This window comes from Streptococcus sp. STC1396 (assembly GCF_058933875.1).
In genome coordinates, this window is sequence record NZ_JBZYCU010000006.1 from 72,444 (window position 1) to 88,750 (window position 16,307).

General features: G+C 42.1%; 16 protein-coding genes. 7 read left to right on the forward strand and 9 right to left on the reverse strand.

Features of this window, described 5'->3' with window-relative positions:
- Positions 1 to 80 precede the first annotated feature (80 nt).
- The gene (locus tag AC5FEC_RS03420) at positions 81 to 251 is read left to right on the forward strand and encodes a DUF3042 family protein (RefSeq protein ID WP_005590510.1); all 171 of its coding nucleotides are present in this window, start codon (positions 81 to 83) and stop codon (positions 249 to 251) included.
- Between the two features lie 121 nt (positions 252 to 372).
- Here AC5FEC_RS03420 and AC5FEC_RS03425 read toward each other — a convergent pair whose 3' ends face one another.
- A complete protein-coding gene (locus tag AC5FEC_RS03425) occupies positions 373 to 945 on the reverse strand; it encodes a TetR/AcrR family transcriptional regulator (protein WP_037615450.1) in 573 nt (190 codons plus the stop codon).
- 123 nt (positions 946 to 1,068) lie between these two features.
- Between AC5FEC_RS03425 and AC5FEC_RS03430 the strand changes: the two genes are divergently transcribed.
- Both AC5FEC_RS03430 and AC5FEC_RS03435 read left to right on the forward strand, forming a co-directional pair.
- The gene (locus tag AC5FEC_RS03430; RefSeq protein ID WP_493661304.1) at positions 1,069 to 1,911 is read left to right on the forward strand and encodes a DegV family protein; all 843 of its coding nucleotides are present in this window, start codon (positions 1,069 to 1,071) and stop codon (positions 1,909 to 1,911) included.
- Positions 1,912 to 2,000: 89 nt separating this feature from the next.
- Positions 2,001 to 2,777, forward strand: a complete 777-nt coding sequence (locus AC5FEC_RS03435; protein WP_268735796.1) for an XRE family transcriptional regulator — start codon at positions 2,001 to 2,003, stop codon at positions 2,775 to 2,777.
- Between the two features lie 101 nt (positions 2,778 to 2,878).
- Here the strand turns inward: AC5FEC_RS03435 and AC5FEC_RS03440 are convergent, their stop codons facing one another.
- The 8 genes from AC5FEC_RS03440 to AC5FEC_RS03475 all read right to left on the reverse strand — a co-directional run bounded on the left by AC5FEC_RS03440 (position 2,879) and on the right by AC5FEC_RS03475 (position 10,459).
- Positions 2,879 to 3,430, reverse strand: coding sequence for a DUF1697 domain-containing protein (locus tag AC5FEC_RS03440; RefSeq protein ID WP_493661305.1), 552 nt, complete (start codon positions 3,428 to 3,430; stop codon positions 2,879 to 2,881).
- A 35-nt stretch (positions 3,431 to 3,465) separates the two neighbouring features.
- Positions 3,466 to 3,963, reverse strand: a complete 498-nt coding sequence (locus tag AC5FEC_RS03445; protein ID WP_234550071.1) for a GNAT family N-acetyltransferase — start codon at positions 3,961 to 3,963, stop codon at positions 3,466 to 3,468.
- A 21-nt stretch (positions 3,964 to 3,984) separates the two neighbouring features.
- The gene (gene uvrB, locus AC5FEC_RS03450) at positions 3,985 to 5,973 is read right to left on the reverse strand and encodes an excinuclease ABC subunit UvrB (protein WP_493661306.1); all 1,989 of its coding nucleotides are present in this window, start codon (positions 5,971 to 5,973) and stop codon (positions 3,985 to 3,987) included.
- 161 nt (positions 5,974 to 6,134) lie between these two features.
- Positions 6,135 to 7,082 carry a CPBP family intramembrane glutamic endopeptidase gene (locus AC5FEC_RS03455; RefSeq protein WP_493661307.1) on the reverse strand — a complete coding sequence of 316 codons (948 nt, stop codon included), beginning with the start codon at positions 7,080 to 7,082 and terminating at the stop codon, positions 6,135 to 6,137.
- A gap of 278 nt (positions 7,083 to 7,360) precedes the next feature.
- Positions 7,361 to 7,954, reverse strand: a complete 594-nt coding sequence (locus AC5FEC_RS03460) for a hypothetical protein (RefSeq protein ID WP_304948769.1) — start codon at positions 7,952 to 7,954, stop codon at positions 7,361 to 7,363.
- The gene (locus AC5FEC_RS03465) at positions 7,938 to 9,824 is read right to left on the reverse strand and encodes a DUF3114 domain-containing protein (protein WP_493661308.1); all 1,887 of its coding nucleotides are present in this window, start codon (positions 9,822 to 9,824) and stop codon (positions 7,938 to 7,940) included. The genes AC5FEC_RS03460 and AC5FEC_RS03465 overlap by 17 nt, the downstream gene beginning before the upstream one ends.
- A complete protein-coding gene (locus tag AC5FEC_RS03470; protein ID WP_493661309.1) occupies positions 9,814 to 10,173 on the reverse strand; it encodes a flagellar hook-associated protein in 360 nt (119 codons plus the stop codon). Before AC5FEC_RS03470 ends, AC5FEC_RS03465 begins: the two co-directional genes overlap by 11 nt.
- Positions 10,166 to 10,459, reverse strand: a complete 294-nt coding sequence (locus AC5FEC_RS03475) for a TIGR04197 family type VII secretion effector (protein ID WP_493661310.1) — start codon at positions 10,457 to 10,459, stop codon at positions 10,166 to 10,168. Before AC5FEC_RS03475 ends, AC5FEC_RS03470 begins: the two co-directional genes overlap by 8 nt.
- Before the next feature lie 188 nt (positions 10,460 to 10,647).
- Here AC5FEC_RS03475 and AC5FEC_RS03480 point away from each other — a divergent pair, with 188 nt between their 5' ends.
- From AC5FEC_RS03480 to AC5FEC_RS03495, 4 genes are all read left to right on the forward strand, one after another.
- Positions 10,648 to 12,822 carry an ABC transporter substrate-binding protein/permease gene (locus tag AC5FEC_RS03480; RefSeq protein ID WP_493661311.1) on the forward strand — a complete coding sequence of 725 codons (2,175 nt, stop codon included), beginning with the start codon at positions 10,648 to 10,650 and terminating at the stop codon, positions 12,820 to 12,822.
- Positions 12,822 to 13,562, forward strand: coding sequence for an amino acid ABC transporter ATP-binding protein (locus tag AC5FEC_RS03485; protein WP_493661312.1), 741 nt, complete (start codon positions 12,822 to 12,824; stop codon positions 13,560 to 13,562). Before AC5FEC_RS03480 ends, AC5FEC_RS03485 begins: the two co-directional genes overlap by 1 nt.
- A 366-nt stretch (positions 13,563 to 13,928) precedes the next feature.
- Complete coding sequence (locus AC5FEC_RS03490; protein WP_493661313.1) at positions 13,929 to 15,470, forward strand: ATP-binding cassette domain-containing protein; 1,542 nt, start codon at positions 13,929 to 13,931, stop codon at positions 15,468 to 15,470.
- Between the two features lie 252 nt (positions 15,471 to 15,722).
- Positions 15,723 to 16,088 carry a hypothetical protein gene (locus AC5FEC_RS03495; RefSeq protein WP_493661314.1) on the forward strand — a complete coding sequence of 122 codons (366 nt, stop codon included), beginning with the start codon at positions 15,723 to 15,725 and terminating at the stop codon, positions 16,086 to 16,088.
- Positions 16,089 to 16,307: the final 219 nt, after the last annotated feature.

Sequence of the window (16,307 nt, forward strand, 5' to 3'; positions counted from 1 at the left end):
TTTTTCCTTGAAAAAATTTTGATTTTTCGTTACTATTAATTATAACATAAATAATAAAAGTTCAGAAAAGGAGAAATCACATGGCTAAAGGATTTGGAAAAGGCGTTCTTACAGGTGTAGCAGGTACTGTTGCTGCTCTTGCTGGTGCAGTCTATGCCTTTAAGAAAAAAGTCATCGAACCAGAAGAACAAAAAGCAGCTTTCATCGAAGAAAATCGTAAGAAAGCAGCCCGTAAACGCGTAGCACACTAAGCTGCAAAATAATTAAAAGAGCTAATCTCATCATTTCCTCTTGGAAAATTTGCCTGAGATTGGCTCTTTTTGCTTTGTAACTGCCAGGAAAAGTTATAAACTATATGGCCATAGCCCAAGCTTATTTCTTCTTTTTCTGTGGAAAAAGTGGCATCCCCAAAGCAGCTATCTTTTCAGCTGGAACCTTCATGCCTTCTTTGATCCATTTGGAAAGCACCGAAACAACCGCAGAACTCCAGAATGAATTCATATAGGAATTAGCTGTCTTTTTCCCACTTTTGCTGCGCTTTTCAAGGAAATCAAAGACCGCCTGCGTCAGCAACTTTTCAAAATTATAATCAATAGCCAGACTGATAACACGCGCCTCTTTCTTGGCTTCCTTAAAAAGAAAAAGCCAAATCTGGTACATTTCTGTCTTGAAATTAAACTGCTCCAGTTTATCGACAATTCCCTGAACCGTATTTTGGAAAATCCCCTCTAGAATTTCTTCTTTGGAGCTATAGTTACGATAAAAGGCTGCGCGCGAAACTCCAGCCCGCTCGACTAACTCAGAGATGGTAATCTTTTTCAAATCTTTCTTCTCTAGCAGTTGCATCAGAGAAATTTCCAAGGATTCCTTTGTAATTCGATTAGATTCTTGGTTATAAGTTTTTAAATTTGCAAGGGATTTTTCTGATATTTTCTTTTCCGCCATAACAATTTCTTTCTTCCTGTATCAGCTGAGAATTAGGCCTTTATATCAAGCCATCTTCATGATATAATTGTAAGAAAAGACATGTTCTTTGTCAATGCCTAAGGTTGATGAGGGGGAGAAAAAATGACTTGGAAAATAATTGCCGATTCTGGTTGTGATTACCGCGAGATTGCTGATTTAGCAAACGATACAAGCTTTAAAAGCGTACCGCTGACTATTCAGGTGGATAGTGAGATTTTTGTGGACGATGCAAATCTTGATATTGATGACATGATGGAAAAAATGTACGCTACTTCAACCGCTTCAAAGTCAGCCTGCCCAAGCCCTGATGACTACCTCAGAAGCTTTGAAGGAGCTGAAAATATCTTTGTCGTGACGATCACAGGCTCCCTTTCTGGTAGTCACAACAGCGCCCAGTTGGCTAAAAAGCTCTTTTTAGAAGAACGCCCAGAAGCTAATATCCATGTGATTGACAGCCTCTCCGCTGGAGGCGAAGTTGATCTCATCATCACAAAGTTAAACGAACTCATCAAAGAAGGGCTTTCTTTTAATGAAATCGTGGAAGCCATCACTCACTACCAAGAAAAGACAAAACTCCTTTTTGTTCTAGCTAAAGTTGATAATCTGGTCAAAAATGGCCGTCTCAATAAGCTGATTGGTGCAGTTGTTGGACTCCTAAATATTCGGATGGTCGGCGAAGCCAGCAAGACGGGGACACTTGAGTTGCTCCAAAAAGCCAGAGGTGCTAAAAAAGCCCTGACTGCTGCTGTCGATGAAGTTCTGAAAGCTGGATATAAGGGAGGTCGCATTATCATTGCTCATCGCAATAACGAGAAATTTTGCCAGCAATTCTCTAGCCTCATCAAAGAAAAATTCCCAGCTGCCGACATTTCATTCCTACCAACTTCTGGACTTTGCAGTTTTTATGCGGAAGAAGGTGGACTCTTGCTGGGCTACGAAATTTAAATCTTCACCTTTTGAGCTGAATGTTGGCATTCGGCTCTTTACTTTTTCGATTTAATTCGCTAAAATAAGAGAGAAAAGGAGTTGATTTCATGGCAAGAGGAAGAGGAACGGCAAGTCCACAGGATAAAGCAGCAACGCTGACCATTTCCAAAAAAATTAAAGAATTGCTCAAAGAGCAAGGAAAAAAACAAATTGAATTATCTAGAGAAACTGGCATTCCAGCGAGCACTCTAACAGGTTATATCAAAGGAACTTCACTGCCAATCGCAGCAAATATAGAAAAAATTGCTGATTTTTTTGCTATTACAGTAGAGGAAATCGACCCCCGCTACCGACTCACGGCAGATATTCCACAGGAATTTACCGAGTTGACTCAGCTCTACCAAGATCTAGACGTGGAAAATCAGAAAGAGATTCTCGCACTAACTGAAAAAAAATTAAAAGACCAAGAATTGGAAATGAAATTAAAAGAAAACTATTTCCCTTACATGGTCTACGAGGATTACTATACTTTTGTCCATAAGAAAGAGCAGGGCGATCTGGTTTGGCTGGATAGAAAAATTGACTATGATATTGCTCTCTGGATCCGCACGGATTCGTTAGAGCCAAAGTATCCGCAAGGATCTGTAGCTCTCATCAAGAATACACATTTTGAATTTGCTGGCGCCATTTATGCTATTGATTACGACGGTCAGACAATTCTGAAAAGAGTCTTCAATGACCCAGCCGGCATCCGACTCATCTCTCTCAATAAAAAATACAGCGATAAATTTATCCCACATCAGGAAGAACCCAAGGTCATCGGCCGTGTCATGGCCGCCTTTATGCCCTTAGATTTGTCAGAGCAAGCACAAAAGCCACTTTAGTAAAATAAAGCGGCTTTTTAATTATCATTTAACGACTCCAACATTTCTTATCTAGACCTCTCATCGTCAAAGAAAAGCTTGTGTATCAACTCTTAAATAGTTTATTTTTTGTTCTCATGAACCAACTCCACAATCTTCTGGAAAGTCTTGCCGTTCCGGATGGTCAGTTGCTTGTAAAAACTAGACTTGAGCAGTTTCTTATGGTAGTTGGACTTGAGGTAATCCGCTTGATCAGCATTGCTATAAAAGAAAGCCGTCTGCCCAAAATGCAGTTGCTCCTTGTCATTTGCCCAACTGCCAGCCAGCTCTTGAACATTCTCCCTGTCTGTCTGCGGCAGATAAAAGAGAACATCTCGCCGAAAAGCTGTTTCATCCTGCCACCAAGTAGGTAGATTGGCTGTTTCTTTTTGAAGCATAGCAGAGCTGATCAGGACAAAAGGCAGAGGAAAATCATAAGACTGACTGAAATAAGCCGTCAAAATCTCCCGAATCCTCTCCTCCTGCTCCTCGCTATCAAAGAAAAGATTACCACTGTTGATGTAGGAAACTGGATTTTCAAAACCCAACCCAGCCAAATCCTTCTTCAAATCAGCCATAACGACCTTGTTTTTCCCGCCGACATTGATGCCACGGAGTAAAAGTGCATAACGCATGTGTGCTCCTTAAAAATATATCTATTATTTCCAAACTAACTGCTAGAGTTTCTAATGTAGATCATCTGTTTTTCTTTCACGCCTTTCCCGAGGTCAATGACCTTTTCCTCGCCGTCAAAAACAAAACCCATTTTTTCATAAAAGGCGATGGCACGTTTGTTATCTTCTAAAACCCATAATATAATCTCTTGATAACCATCCAAAGCGGCAAAAGCAGTCTGCATTAGCTGCTGTCCTACACCCTTGCCATAATAATCTTTTAAGACATACAAGGCGAAAATTTCACCCGCAATCGTAGCTGAATCTTGAAAATCACCGTAGCTAACAAAGCCAACCACTTTAGCATCATCCAAGGCAATCAAGGTATTTTCAGGGTACTTTTGACTATAAAATCGGCACTTATCCAAAGTCATCTGCTCTTGAAATTCCTCAGGCAAAATCTCATCATAAGCTTCACGCCATGTCTGCCAATGAACTCGGGATTTCCCTTCTATCTCCTCAGCTGTTTCCATTACTTTGATAGTGATGACCATTTGTTTTTCTCCTTGATATCCCTAATCCATCGCCTTTATTTCCAAAATCATATCGCGAATCTGTGCAGCCAGTTCGAAGTCCAGAAGTCCGGCAGCTTCTTGCATCTGACCTTCCAGTTTCTTGATCATGTCCTTGCGTTCTTGCTTATTGAGACTTTCGATTTCGACAGTTTCTTCCTTGTCTGGCAGGGCAGCCTTGGTCACGCTGATCAGGTCGCGGATTTCTTTCTTGATAGTCTGCGGTACAATGCCGTGCTCTTCATTATAAGCTATCTGGATTGCCCGACGACGGGCAGTTTCATCGATAGCTCGCTGCATGGACTGGGTCATGGTGTCTGCATACATAATCACATGCCCTTCGCTGTTGCGGGCTGCCCGTCCAATGGTCTGGATCAGACCACGCTCGTTACGGAGGAAGCCTTCCTTGTCCGCATCAAGAATTGCCACCAGACTAACCTCGGGAACATCGATTCCCTCGCGTAGAAGGTTAATCCCAACCAGAACGTCAAAGACACCCAAGCGCAAATCACGGATAATCTCAGTCCGCTCCAAGGTCTTGATATCTGAGTGCATGTACTTGACCTTGATACCCATTTCCTTGAAGTAGTCGGTTAAGTCCTCTGCCATTTTCTTAGTCAAAGTAGTGATAAAGGTCCGTTCGTTCTTTTCAACACGGGCATTGATTTCACCCAAAAGGTCATCAATCTGTCCCATAGTCGGACGGACTTCCACCTCAGGGTCTAAAAGCCCAGTCGGGCGAATGATTTGCTCAATTACTGTCTCGGTCTGTTCATTTTCATAATCACCTGGTGTTGCTGAAACGTAAACAATCTGATGCACATGGCTCTCAAACTCCTCCCGGCGTAGAGGTCGATTGTCCAAAGCTGATGGCAAACGGAAACCATAATTAACCAGCATTTCTTTACGCGAACGGTCTCCATTGTACATGCCCTTGATTTGCCCCATAGTCATGTGACTCTCGTCAATCATAATCAAGAAATCATCTGGGAAGAAGTCGAGAAGCGTATAAGGAGGCTCACCTTCGCTCCGTCCATCCATGTGGCGAGAATAGTTCTCAACCCCATTTGTATAGCCCATCTCACGCAGCATTTCTATATCATACTCTGTTCGCTGTTTCAAACGCTGGGCTTCAAGCAATTTGCCTTCCTTTTCAAAGACAGCTAATTGCTCCTCCAACTCGGCCTGAATCTTGGCAATGGCTACTTCCATGTGGTCTTCATTAGTCACGAAGTGAGTGGCTGGGAAGATGGCTAAATGGTCCACTTCACCCAAAACTCGACCTGTCAAGGCTTCAACCTCACGAATCCGGTCAATCTCATCTCCGAAAAACTCCACCCGAAAGGCATGCTCATCACGAGAAACTGGAAAAATCTCCACCACATCGCCACGAACTCGGAATTTCCCCCGCTGAAAGTCAATGTCATTGCGCTCAAACTGGATATCTACCAGATCATTGAGCAACTTGTCACGGGAAATCTCTAGTCCAGGACGCAAGCTTACCACGCTGTCGGAGTATTCCTTAGGCGAACCCAGACCGTAGATACAAGAGACCGAAGCCACGACAATTACGTCATTGCGCTCCAAGAGGGCAGAAGTCGCTGAGTGACGGAGCTTATCAATCTCGTCATTGACCGAACTATCCTTTTCGATATAAGTATCGCTGGAAGGCACATAGGCCTCTGGCTGGTAGTAATCATAGTAGGAAACGAAGTATTCCACCGCGTTATTGGGGAAGAACTCCTTGAACTCACCATAGAGCTGCCCGGCCAGCGTTTTATTATGGGCAATAACCAGAGTCGGCTTGTTGACCCGAGCAATAACCTGACTCATGGTATAGGTCTTACCTGTACCAGTCGCCCCCATGAGAATCTGAGCCTTCTCGCCCCCCTCGATATTGTCCACCAGCTGCTCGATAGCTTGAGGTTGGTCACCTGAAGGCTCATACTTAGAAATCAATTCAAATTTATTATCTGTTATTCTGTTAATCATCTTTTATTCCTTAACTTGTGCTTCTATCATTTTATCATATTTGACACATTTTCTCTGGGTTTGGGTGTAGGTAGAATGGCCACGCTTTTACCATCGTCTGTCTCTTGTCACACCTCTCGTTAAAAAACATAAAAAAGGCCCAGCTCAACTGGGCGAAATGGTTATTTTTTATAGATCAGCGCCTGAGGCAGGCGATTTTCTTTCTTGAGTGACCAGTAAAGATAGGCAATGCAGCCAATCAAAACGATACTGCTAATAACAGAGCCTTCTGCGCCAAAGGCACCGCCAGAAAGCCAGTCCATAGAAGATTGGGAAGTGTAGTTGAAGACAGAGGCAATAGCTCCTTGACCACTGACCTGGATGCCATAGATATTTCCTTGGACAAAGTTCCAAGCTCCATGCATGCCAGCCAATACCCACATGTTGTCATACTTGAGCATAAGGAAACAAGCAAAGATACCATCCAAAACAATATTAACAATGGAAAGGACTGTCACACCAGGATTAAAAAGGTGCAATGCCCCGAATAGAGCACTAGAAATCAAGATACCAATGAAGATATTTGACTTAGCGCTAACTGCTGGAAAGAGCCAGCCACGAGTAACCAACTCCTCCGCTCCCCCTTGAAGAATCCAAAAAGGAATCAAAGCAAGGATAAAGAGAAATGGTTCTAAGCTAAGCTGTGACCATTCTAGGCTTCCCGTACCCGTTAGCAAGAACAAAGCGACGACGAGCGAAAACTGTGCTGCCCCAATCAGGAAGCCTCTGCCCAGCTCTTTCAGCCATCCTCTCTTAAAGAAGCCCAGACTGGAAAAAGGTCTCTTTTCTCCAAACTTGACCCAGAAAAAAACAACTAGACCAATAAAGAAAAAACTACCCAGCTGAAAAAAGATACCATAATGTCCGACCACTTCCATAACTGCCGTCCGATCAGCTGCTGGATTTGCAAGACCAAGCAAGATCCCGATGATCAGCCCCACCGGAATCATTCCAGCAAATGCAATTATTTCTCCTAAATAGACAAAACCGATCGCAAGTAAAACTGCCAACCAAATGGCCGGTATGTAGCGAGACAGTTTAACATTTTCCAACATACGTGATTTAAACATAAACATGTTCCTTCCTTTTTTTAATTACCATAAAATATTACTACAGTATGCGTAAAAAGCGAAGTATCTTTTATAGCTGCCTGATTAGGATTTGAAAATTTTTATCCTATAAATCAAAGCCCTTGCCACAATCCTCACCTCTGTTCTTTATAAACTTGGTTTTTTGAACAAACGCAATCAAACATAATCTTATTTTTCTTGCCAAGTTTCAATTATCTAATCCTCTTCGCCTTATTCTTCATTGATTCTATAGTATGAAAACAAGTTAGAGAGAGCTATCAGTCCCCTTCGTTTTCTCTAGCAATCTCTTCAATGTTGGCTATTTCTTCGTCTAACCGTTTATCAAATTCCGCCTTATTCTTGAAGGGATAAGAATAAGTCCGCCAAGTGTACCATTTAAGCCCTTCTTCGCCTTTGTAATACCATTCTATCTTGGTTGGCAGAAAATCTTTGTTGTATGTGATGCGCACCTTTGAAAACTGATCTTCTTCCCTGTAGAAGTATTGTAACTCAAATTCGGGTGGATATTTTTCTTTTAATAAGGATTTATTCACCAGCGATTCAGGTGAGCGAGTAATTTGATAGTTTGATTTTTTTATTTCATCAGTTGTAAAATTCGAATTTAAGAGTGCAGAAGAGAACTCAAAGTTTTTCATTCTTATAAAAAATTCTGTTGCATTACTGTTATTAGCTCCTCCGTAAATAGAATTATCTTTTATAGCAGCCTGATTAGGATTAAAATATTTTTTATCATATAGATCAAAGCCTTTGCCATAATGATCACCTTTACTTTTTATAAACTTGGGATTTTGAACTAATACAAAGCGTTTATGTTCAAGAACTTCTCGAGCATTATTAGTGGTCCCAACCATAGTCCTTACTATTAGAATAATCGCTATAACCAGGAGTAGCACCAAGCTTATTCGCATACTCCTTATATTTATTATACTCTGCCACTTTTTCATCTTCGGACATGCCCTTTGTTCTTTCTTGCCAAGCTTCATAATCTTTGTGTCCTCCTCCTTTTACAATATCTGCATACTGGCCGCCCTTTTTACCCAAATCACTTTCAGATTTGAAGATATTCTTGGCTTTTTGCCTGAGCTCAGAGTCTGCCGGCTGTGTAACATCCAATCTATTATGTTGACCGGCATAAATTCCTGTGACTGCGTCATTATTCCCTTTTGATGGACCGTAGTTAAAGGATTCCGTGTTAGCAATTTCATGCAATTCATCATGAGTATAATGTTCTGGATTGGAATCGTATCTACCATCAGGCAATTTATGCTGATCATAGGCATCCCACTGAGTCTCAAATTCTCCTGTTTCGAGATTCACAATAAATTCAACCATCCGAGCATTATTTAAATCTTTTTTTGAACGAACTGTGTTTTCTTTAGGAACTTGCACCTTCATATTGTAAGGACGTGTAAAAAACTCTGTTGCTTTATCATAACGATTGTGATAGTTAGCTCCCGTTGTATAATCAAAGGTAAGTCCTTGCTCCTTGCCGTAAGCCAAGAGTTTTTCATAGTCATTAGCGCCGTCGTAATTATTTCGAATATAGTAAATTGCTTGACGATCCAGATAATAGCGGAAAAGGTGAATCTGCTGACCTAACCCAGATTTATCGTCCTTCAGCGATTTATCCTTAAAAGTCAAAATTACATCTTTTCTAAAATACATCAAAAAATCTCCATGAGGCGCCATTTTATCAGAAAATTTATGAGTTGTACTGGTTAAATGCATAAAATTATATCCATCCACCTCAGCCCCTAAATGTTTGAGAACTAATTCTAATTTGTCTCTGGAACTCATCTTACTTGCTGCATACATGCCTGTGTAGACGTCAGATCCTACTTCCTTGGTCTGAGCATAGAGTTCATCACGTTTATTGTAGAACTCTTGGCCCGTCTGAAGTTTTGCTGTGCTTGATTTAACCTGAGTGACATAACTTTTTACCGCGGTATCATCCCAGCCATCAACTTTCTTCAACTCTTCGGCCTGTTGGCGCAGACCTGTGATATAAGAGTTGTATTCCTTCCATGACAGATTTTGTGGTCGCTCAATCTGATATTTCTTAGCAAAATCACGATTTGCTTTTAGTTCTCCCGTTACTGTCGTCCACGATAAATCCGCAGGAATACTATAGGTCCCTGTATTAGCATCCCAAGAGCTAGCTAGCTGCCCCACACCAGTATCAATCGCTTGCACCAAAGCATCAATATCTCCGAATATTTCAGACGAACTGGCATCAAAAGCTCGGAGTTTATCCAACTTTTCCTGAAGCTCTTTTCGAGCTGCAGTATAGGTGTCGTTCAGTTTCTGCAGTCCCTGTAGCCGTTGAAAACTACCCGGACTAGTGGACTTACTTGTCACAATGGCATCTAGTAAATCTAGATTAGCTGCAAGAAGCTGGTCATAACGCTGAATATCCTCTACCAGCTTATCCTCCTGTAAATCCTCATCCGCAACTTGTGTACGATACTCCTTTGGAAGAGACTGCACATCTATCTGAGTCGCTTCAGATAAGGCTATTCCTGCTTCCTTTAAAGGGACAATGACATCGCTGATAAAAGCTCTAAAAGAATCATAAGCTTTACCAGATAAGGAGGATGCAGAATTCTCCGCTTGTTCCAGAGCCTTCCCCAATTCTTTATAGCACTCCAGCTGGCTTTTAGTCATAATTGTTGTACTCTCGGCCTGGGCATCTAAGCTTCCGCAATAAACTTCAATTCCCATCTTCTTCATCCTCCATTTGGTTGATTCTGATACGCTCGTGATAGACGTCATTTAAATCATCTTCTAACTTCCACTTTTGAAGATTCACTTTATCCAAATCATCAAAGAAGCTTTCAGAAATCATACGCGACTCATGAGATGCCTCTGACTGCAACTGCTCAAAAAAGATTCTGGAACAAGGATAAGTCTCGAAAGAATCCCAGAGCTTTGTTTGTGCATCTGAACAATACCTTTCAAAATCTTCTATTTGATTCTCCAGCAAGCTTTTTTCCTTCAGCAAGCTTTCCTTCTGTCGAAACAGCCGTGCTTCCTCTTTTCTCAGTTCATAGAGCTTCTGCTCTTTATTCACGATTTCGGCCCTCCATCAGCTGAAATCTACTGGCACTAGCCTCATCAATAGCTTGAAATTCCTCTGCAACGCTTTTGATATTGGCGCAAACTGATTGAATAGCAACAGAAATATCCTTAGCCTTGCTTTGAGAAAGCTCTATTGCATGATGTGCAGAATCATTTCCCAAAAGCTTAGTTTGCTCATCTTTATAGACATCTGCAATACTGATGAGTGCCTCTGCCCCAGTTCTCAAAGCAGCCCCTAATTGTTGGGCAATCAAAATATCACTTTTAATTTCCTTCATATAAATTTCCTTCAAACCCACATGTGTGTCTCAATTCTAGCATATTATCCAAGCAAAGTAAAACAGCGCTTAATATTGGCACCGCTTATGCTTTGTGTTAGAAAATATGACATGGAATTCAAAAAATATTTGCCTTTCTCAAATTTTTCTGATATAATCAGACAATATTCTACCAAAGGAGAGAAAGTATGAAGAAAAAAATCATAGCTTTTCTGCTAACATTATTCCCTATCTTTGCCTTAGGGACAACAATTCATGCAGATACAATCAAAATCGTATCTGACACGGCTTATGCGCCTTTTGAATTTAAAGATTCCGACCAAACATACAAAGGAATTGATGTAGACATTATCAATAAGGTCGCTGAAATCAAAGGATGGGATATCAATATGTCCTTCCCTGGCTTTGATGCTGCTGTTAATGCGGTCCAAGCGGGACAGGCCGACGCTATTATGGCAGGTATGACCAAGACTGCTGAACGCGAAAAAGTCTTTACCATGTCTGACACATATTATGACACAAAAGTTGTCATCACAACGACCAAAGCCAATACAATAAAATCCTATGATCAACTCCAAGGAAAAACAGTCGGTGTCAAAAACGGTACAGCTGCTCAGCGTTTCCTTGAAAAAATCAAAGATAAGTATGGCTTCACCATCAAAACGTTTGATACGGGTGATCTCATGTATAATAGTCTGTCAGCTGGAGCGGTTGACGCAGTCATGGATGACCAACCCGTTATTGAATACGCAATCAGCCAAGGTCAAGATTTGAAAATTTCAATGAAGGGTGAGGCTGTTGGTAGTTTTGCATTTGGTGTCAAAAAAGGCAGCAAATACGAATACCTAGTCACTGAGTTTAACGAAGCCTTGGCTCAGATGAAAAAAGATGGCACCTTGAAGGACATCATCAACAAGTGGACTGCTGCTTCCAAAACTTCAACAAATTCAGCAGTACCAGAGACCACAACCAAGTCTGGTCAAAAAGCCACTCCAGTCAAAGCTAAATATACGATTGCCAGCGACTCATCCTTTGCTCCTTTCGTTTTCCAAAATGATAGTAACCAATACACTGGTATTGACATGGACTTGATTAAAGCTATTGCCGAAGACCAAGGTTTTACACTTGAAATCTCTAACCCTGGCTTTGATGCTGCCATCAATGCTGTTCAATCTGGCCAAGCTGACGGAATGATTGCAGGGATGTCTGTGACAGATGCTCGTAAAGAGACCTTTGATTTCTCTGAACCTTACTACACAGCTAACTCTATCCTTGCGGTGACAGAATCAAGCACTATTAGCTCTTATGACGACTTGAAAGGAAAGACCGTTGGAGTCAAAAATGGTACAGCCTCTCAAACCTTCCTCGTCGAAAATCAAAGCAAATACGGCTATAAAATCAAAACTTTTTCAGATGGTTCTTCGATGTATGACAGCCTAAACTCTGGCTCTGTTGCTGCCATTATGGACGACGAGCCCGTTGTCAAATATGCCATCAACCAAGGCAAGAAAATGAAAACGCCAATTAAAGGAACTCCTAGTGGTGAAGTTGCTTTTGCAGTGAAAAAAGGAACCAATTCTGAGCTTATCGAAATGTTCAATAACGGTCTGGCCAATCTGAAAGCAAATGGTAAATACCAAGAAATCCTTGATAAATATCTATCAGCTGACAAAGATGATTCTACGACCGTTGACGAAACAACCATCTGGGGACTCCTGCAAAACAACTACAAACAACTTTTGAGCGGTCTGGGTGTTACTATCGCTCTGGCACTTCTTTCTTTTGCAATTGCCATGGTAATTGGGATCATCTTTGGAATGTTTAGCGTCAGCCCAATCAAAGCGCTTCGCATTATTTCAGAAATTTTTGTCGATGTTATTCGTGGTATCCCACTCATGATTCTGGCAGCCTTCATTTTCTGGGGAATTCCAAACTTCCTTGAGTCTATGACTGGTCAGCAAAGTCCGATTAACGACTTTGTCGCAGGGACGATTGCCCTGTCACTCAATGCCGGTGCCTATATCGCTGAGATTGTTCGCGGAGGGATTCAAGCTGTTCCAGCTGGACAGATGGAAGCTAGCCGAAGTCTAGGGATTTCGTATGGAAAGACCATGCGCAAGATTATCCTGCCTCAAGCAACCAAAATTATGCTGCCAAACTTTGTCAACCAGTTCGTCATTGCCCTTAAAGATACGACTATCGTATCAGCTATCGGACTTGTCGAGCTCTTCCAAACAGGTAAGATCATCATTGCCCGTAACTATCAGAGCTTCAAGATGTATGCCATCCTAGCAGTGCTCTACTTGGTCATCATCACACTCTTGACTCGCTTGGCAAAACGCTTAGAAAAGAGGATTAAGTAATGGCAAAATTAAAAATTGATGTCAACGATTTGCATAAATACTATGGAGAAAACGAAGTTCTGAAAGGTATTACTGCTAAGTTTTACGAGGGGGATGTCGTCTGTATCATCGGACCTTCTGGCTCTGGGAAATCAACTTTCCTACGCAGCTTGAACCTGCTCGAAGAAGTGACCAGTGGAACGATTACCGTCAATGGTTATGATCTGACAGATAAAGCTACAAACGTAGACCATGTTCGTGAAGACATCGGAATGGTCTTCCAGCACTTCAATCTCTTCCCACACATGACCGTCCTACAGAATATCACCTTTGCTCCAGTTGAGCACAAGCGAATGAGCCAAGCTGAGGCAGATAAACTTGGTATGGAACTCTTGGAAAAGGTAGGGTTGGCGGACAAGGCCGATGCCAAACCAGACAGCTTGTCAGGAGGACAAAAACAGCGGGTGGCCATCGCTCGAGGATTGGCTATGAACCCGGACATTATGCTCTTTGACGAACCGACTTCTGCCCTTGACCCTGAAATGGTCGGCGACGTTCTCAACGTTATGAAGGATCTGGCTCAGCAAGGTATGACCATGCTGATTGTGACTCACGAAATGGGCTTTGCCCGTCAAGTTGCCAATCGCGTTATCTTTACTGCTGATGGTGAATTCCTAGAAGACGGTAAACCAGACCAAATCTTCGATAACCCTCAGCATCCACGTCTCAAGGACTTCTTGGACAAGGTGCTCAATGTATAAATGTGACGAATCCTGAAAGTAATTTTTCAGGATTTTTATTGACTTGTTTTGCCCTTTTTGCTAGACTAAAGATAGAATGATTTCGGAGGTACACGGAGACATGAAAAATTAAGTCTATTTTTTAAAGGAAACTTTATTTAGTAGATTTTGTCATGTTTCTGCATATCCGCAGGTCTGTCGTTTTGTGTGCTCTCTAGCTTCCGTTGGTTTTTAGACCAATCCTGTCCTTCCTATGGCAGTATAGGCTGGGAGACCATATACGAAAGACCTGACTTTGACACTCCTGTGTCTTCTTTGTGCAATTAAAAACAGCTCTGCTAAATAAAGCAGGGCTGTATTTTGTGTTATAAAACGAAGGAGACATCTATGCTGCAAATAAAAAATCTAACCATTACCCACTTAAAAGACCTGAAGGAGCTGGTCAAAGATCTGACACTGACCGTCAATCAAGGAGACAAGGTCGCTATTATCGGCGAGGAGGGCAATGGCAAGTCCACCCTGCTCAAGCTCCTGCTAGACGAGCGACTGGTCAGCTCCTATGTCAGCTACAGCGGGCAGATTGATAAGTCCTATACTGCTGCTGTTTACCTGCCCCAGCAGCTGCCTTCAGAGGATGCCCAACTGACCCTCAATGACTATTTCTTTGCTGATTTTGAGACTGAGCTGGACTATGCCAAGCTCTATCGCTACGCTGGAGAGCTCAACTTTGACAGCCAGCGTTTTGCCAGTCAGCAGCAGCTCTCTAGCCTATCTGGAGGAGAAAAGCTTAAAGTTCAGCTCATCAAGAAACTAGCCAGTGATTGGGATATTCTCTTTCTTGACGAGCCCTCTAATGACCTCGATCTCGAAACTCTAACTTGGCTGGAAAACTTTATCAGCCGTAGCCAGAGAACGGTCCTTTTCGTCTCTCACGACGAGCACTTCCTCGCTCAAGCTGCGACCAAGATTGTTCATCTGGAGCGAATCAAAAAGAAACAGGAGGCTAGAACCAGCGTCAAGAGTCTGGACTATGAAAACTACCGCCATCAGCGTCAGGAGACCTTTGAAAAACAGGGACAACTAGCACGGAAAGAGCGGGAAGAGCACGCCAAGACCATGGAAAAACACCGACGGGTTAAGCAGAGTGTGGAGCATACTTTACGAAATACCCATGATTCTACTGCAGGTCGACTGGTGGCTAAGAAGATGAAAAACGTTCTTTCGCAGGGCAAACGATTCGAAAAGGCAGGTGCTGAAATGACCGAAATCCCGACACAGGAAGATGCCATCAGCCTTCACTTCTCAGACATAGAAGCTCTTCCATTGACCAAAAGAATCCTAAAATTAGAAGGCATAAAACTGGAAGTAGACGGACAACAGTTAGCGGAGAACCTGACTCTGGAGGTCTGCGGTCAGGAAAAAATCGGACTGATTGGCGCCAATGGTGCAGGAAAATCTACTCTACTTAAGGAAATATGGAAGATTCTGCGTGAGCGGACAGATCTGCGGGTCGGCTACATGTCCCAGCACTATGGCGACTTGCTGGATGACGAAAGCTCTCCTTTGGACTTTCTAGCTCCCTCTGGCGACAAGGCTCAGGAGGAGAAAATTCTGACCCATCTAGCTAATCTCCAGTTCACGCGCGACGAGGCTCGCCACCCGATTGGGCAGCTTTCCGGAGGTCAAAAAGCCAAGCTCCTCCTACTCAAACTAGTCCTAGACCGCCCTCATGTTCTCCTTCTGGACGAGCCAACCCGCAACTTCTCTCCCACCTCTCAGCCTCAGGTTCGCCAGCTATTGGCCACCTATCCCGGCGCTATCATCGCTGTCTCCCACGATCGCATCTTTCTCAAAGAAGTCTGTCAGAAGATTTATCGACTTACGGATACAGGGTTGGAAGTGGTGGAACTAAACCAATCCTTGAACTAAAATCTATGATTAAATGACTCTTATATTATTTTTAAAGTTACTTTTTTATTTAAGTTTCTTTCCTTACATTTCAAAAAAAGTACAATATTAATGGAAGCCCTATCACTTAACTAGAGATAGAAAGGAAAAAATTAGGAAACTATGTTTCTCTGGCTTAATACGTCAGAACTAACCGATATATCTTTTCGCATTTTACACTACACTAATAACTACGACTCGATACATCATAGAAAATAGATAAGGAGACTCAGCATGCTCAAGAAAGTCACTACATGTGCTTTTATCCTTACTCTAATTTCTTCTGTCCTTATCGGAAGTAATATTATATTTGCAAATGATAAAGGCGAGGATATCCAAGCGAAACCACCAACTCTAGAGATAATGGTAAAACAAGCTTCTAAAAATCCTAATCTCTTGGAAACATTAAATCAATTTTCAGACCAGGATACTATCATTGCCTATCCTGAAAACATGGGTGGTGGGTTTTCTGTTAAATCTGCAGATAGTAGCGAACCTCTAGTCGGAGAAATTCTTGATACTAAAGGCAACAAAGTCGTTTATAGAAACTCTCAACCTGTCACCATTGCCCAAGTAAAAGAAGCGATTCAAAACAAGTAGTACACTAAATCTATCTTTTATAAATATGAGAGTGGGACAGACAGCCATGACGACATAGCCGTCACCCACAGAAACACGAAAATAAAGACAAAAGCCCTCATTTAGAAGTATAATATAAGTGAGGGCTTTGTGGTTGATAATTTCTTGAATATCACTTTCGCGGGACAAACTAATCCACTCTACCGACGAGTACCCCAAAATATCGCCTTGAGCATGAGT

Excerpts from the sequence above, each read along its gene's own strand:
- AC5FEC_RS03445 (WP_234550071.1), bottom strand. The coding sequence starts at position 3,963 with ATGGTCATCACTATCAAAGTAATGGAAACAGCTGAGGAGATAGAAGGG.
- AC5FEC_RS03440 (WP_493661305.1), bottom strand. The coding sequence starts at position 3,430 with ATGCGTTATGCACTTTTACTCCGTGGCATCAATGTCGGCGGGAAAAAC.
- AC5FEC_RS03425 (WP_037615450.1), bottom strand. The coding sequence starts at position 945 with ATGGCGGAAAAGAAAATATCAGAAAAATCCCTTGCAAATTTAAAAACT.
- AC5FEC_RS03430 (WP_493661304.1), top strand. The coding sequence starts at position 1,069 with ATGACTTGGAAAATAATTGCCGATTCTGGTTGTGATTACCGCGAGATT.
- AC5FEC_RS03490 (WP_493661313.1), top strand. The coding sequence starts at position 13,929 with ATGCTGCAAATAAAAAATCTAACCATTACCCACTTAAAAGACCTGAAG.
- AC5FEC_RS03465 (WP_493661308.1), bottom strand. The coding sequence starts at position 9,824 with ATGGGAATTGAAGTTTATTGCGGAAGCTTAGATGCCCAGGCCGAGAGT.
- AC5FEC_RS03475 (WP_493661310.1), bottom strand. The coding sequence starts at position 10,459 with ATGAAGGAAATTAAAAGTGATATTTTGATTGCCCAACAATTAGGGGCT.
- uvrB (WP_493661306.1), bottom strand. The coding sequence starts at position 5,973 with ATGATTAACAGAATAACAGATAATAAATTTGAATTGATTTCTAAGTAT.
- AC5FEC_RS03480 (WP_493661311.1), top strand. The coding sequence starts at position 10,648 with ATGAAGAAAAAAATCATAGCTTTTCTGCTAACATTATTCCCTATCTTT.
- AC5FEC_RS03455 (WP_493661307.1), bottom strand. The coding sequence starts at position 7,082 with ATGTTTAAATCACGTATGTTGGAAAATGTTAAACTGTCTCGCTACATA.
- AC5FEC_RS03485 (WP_493661312.1), top strand. The coding sequence starts at position 12,822 with ATGGCAAAATTAAAAATTGATGTCAACGATTTGCATAAATACTATGGA.
- AC5FEC_RS03435 (WP_268735796.1), top strand. The coding sequence starts at position 2,001 with ATGGCAAGAGGAAGAGGAACGGCAAGTCCACAGGATAAAGCAGCAACG.
- AC5FEC_RS03460 (WP_304948769.1), bottom strand. The coding sequence starts at position 7,954 with ATGGTTGGGACCACTAATAATGCTCGAGAAGTTCTTGAACATAAACGC.
- AC5FEC_RS03495 (WP_493661314.1), top strand. The coding sequence starts at position 15,723 with ATGCTCAAGAAAGTCACTACATGTGCTTTTATCCTTACTCTAATTTCT.
- AC5FEC_RS03420 (WP_005590510.1), top strand. The coding sequence starts at position 81 with ATGGCTAAAGGATTTGGAAAAGGCGTTCTTACAGGTGTAGCAGGTACT.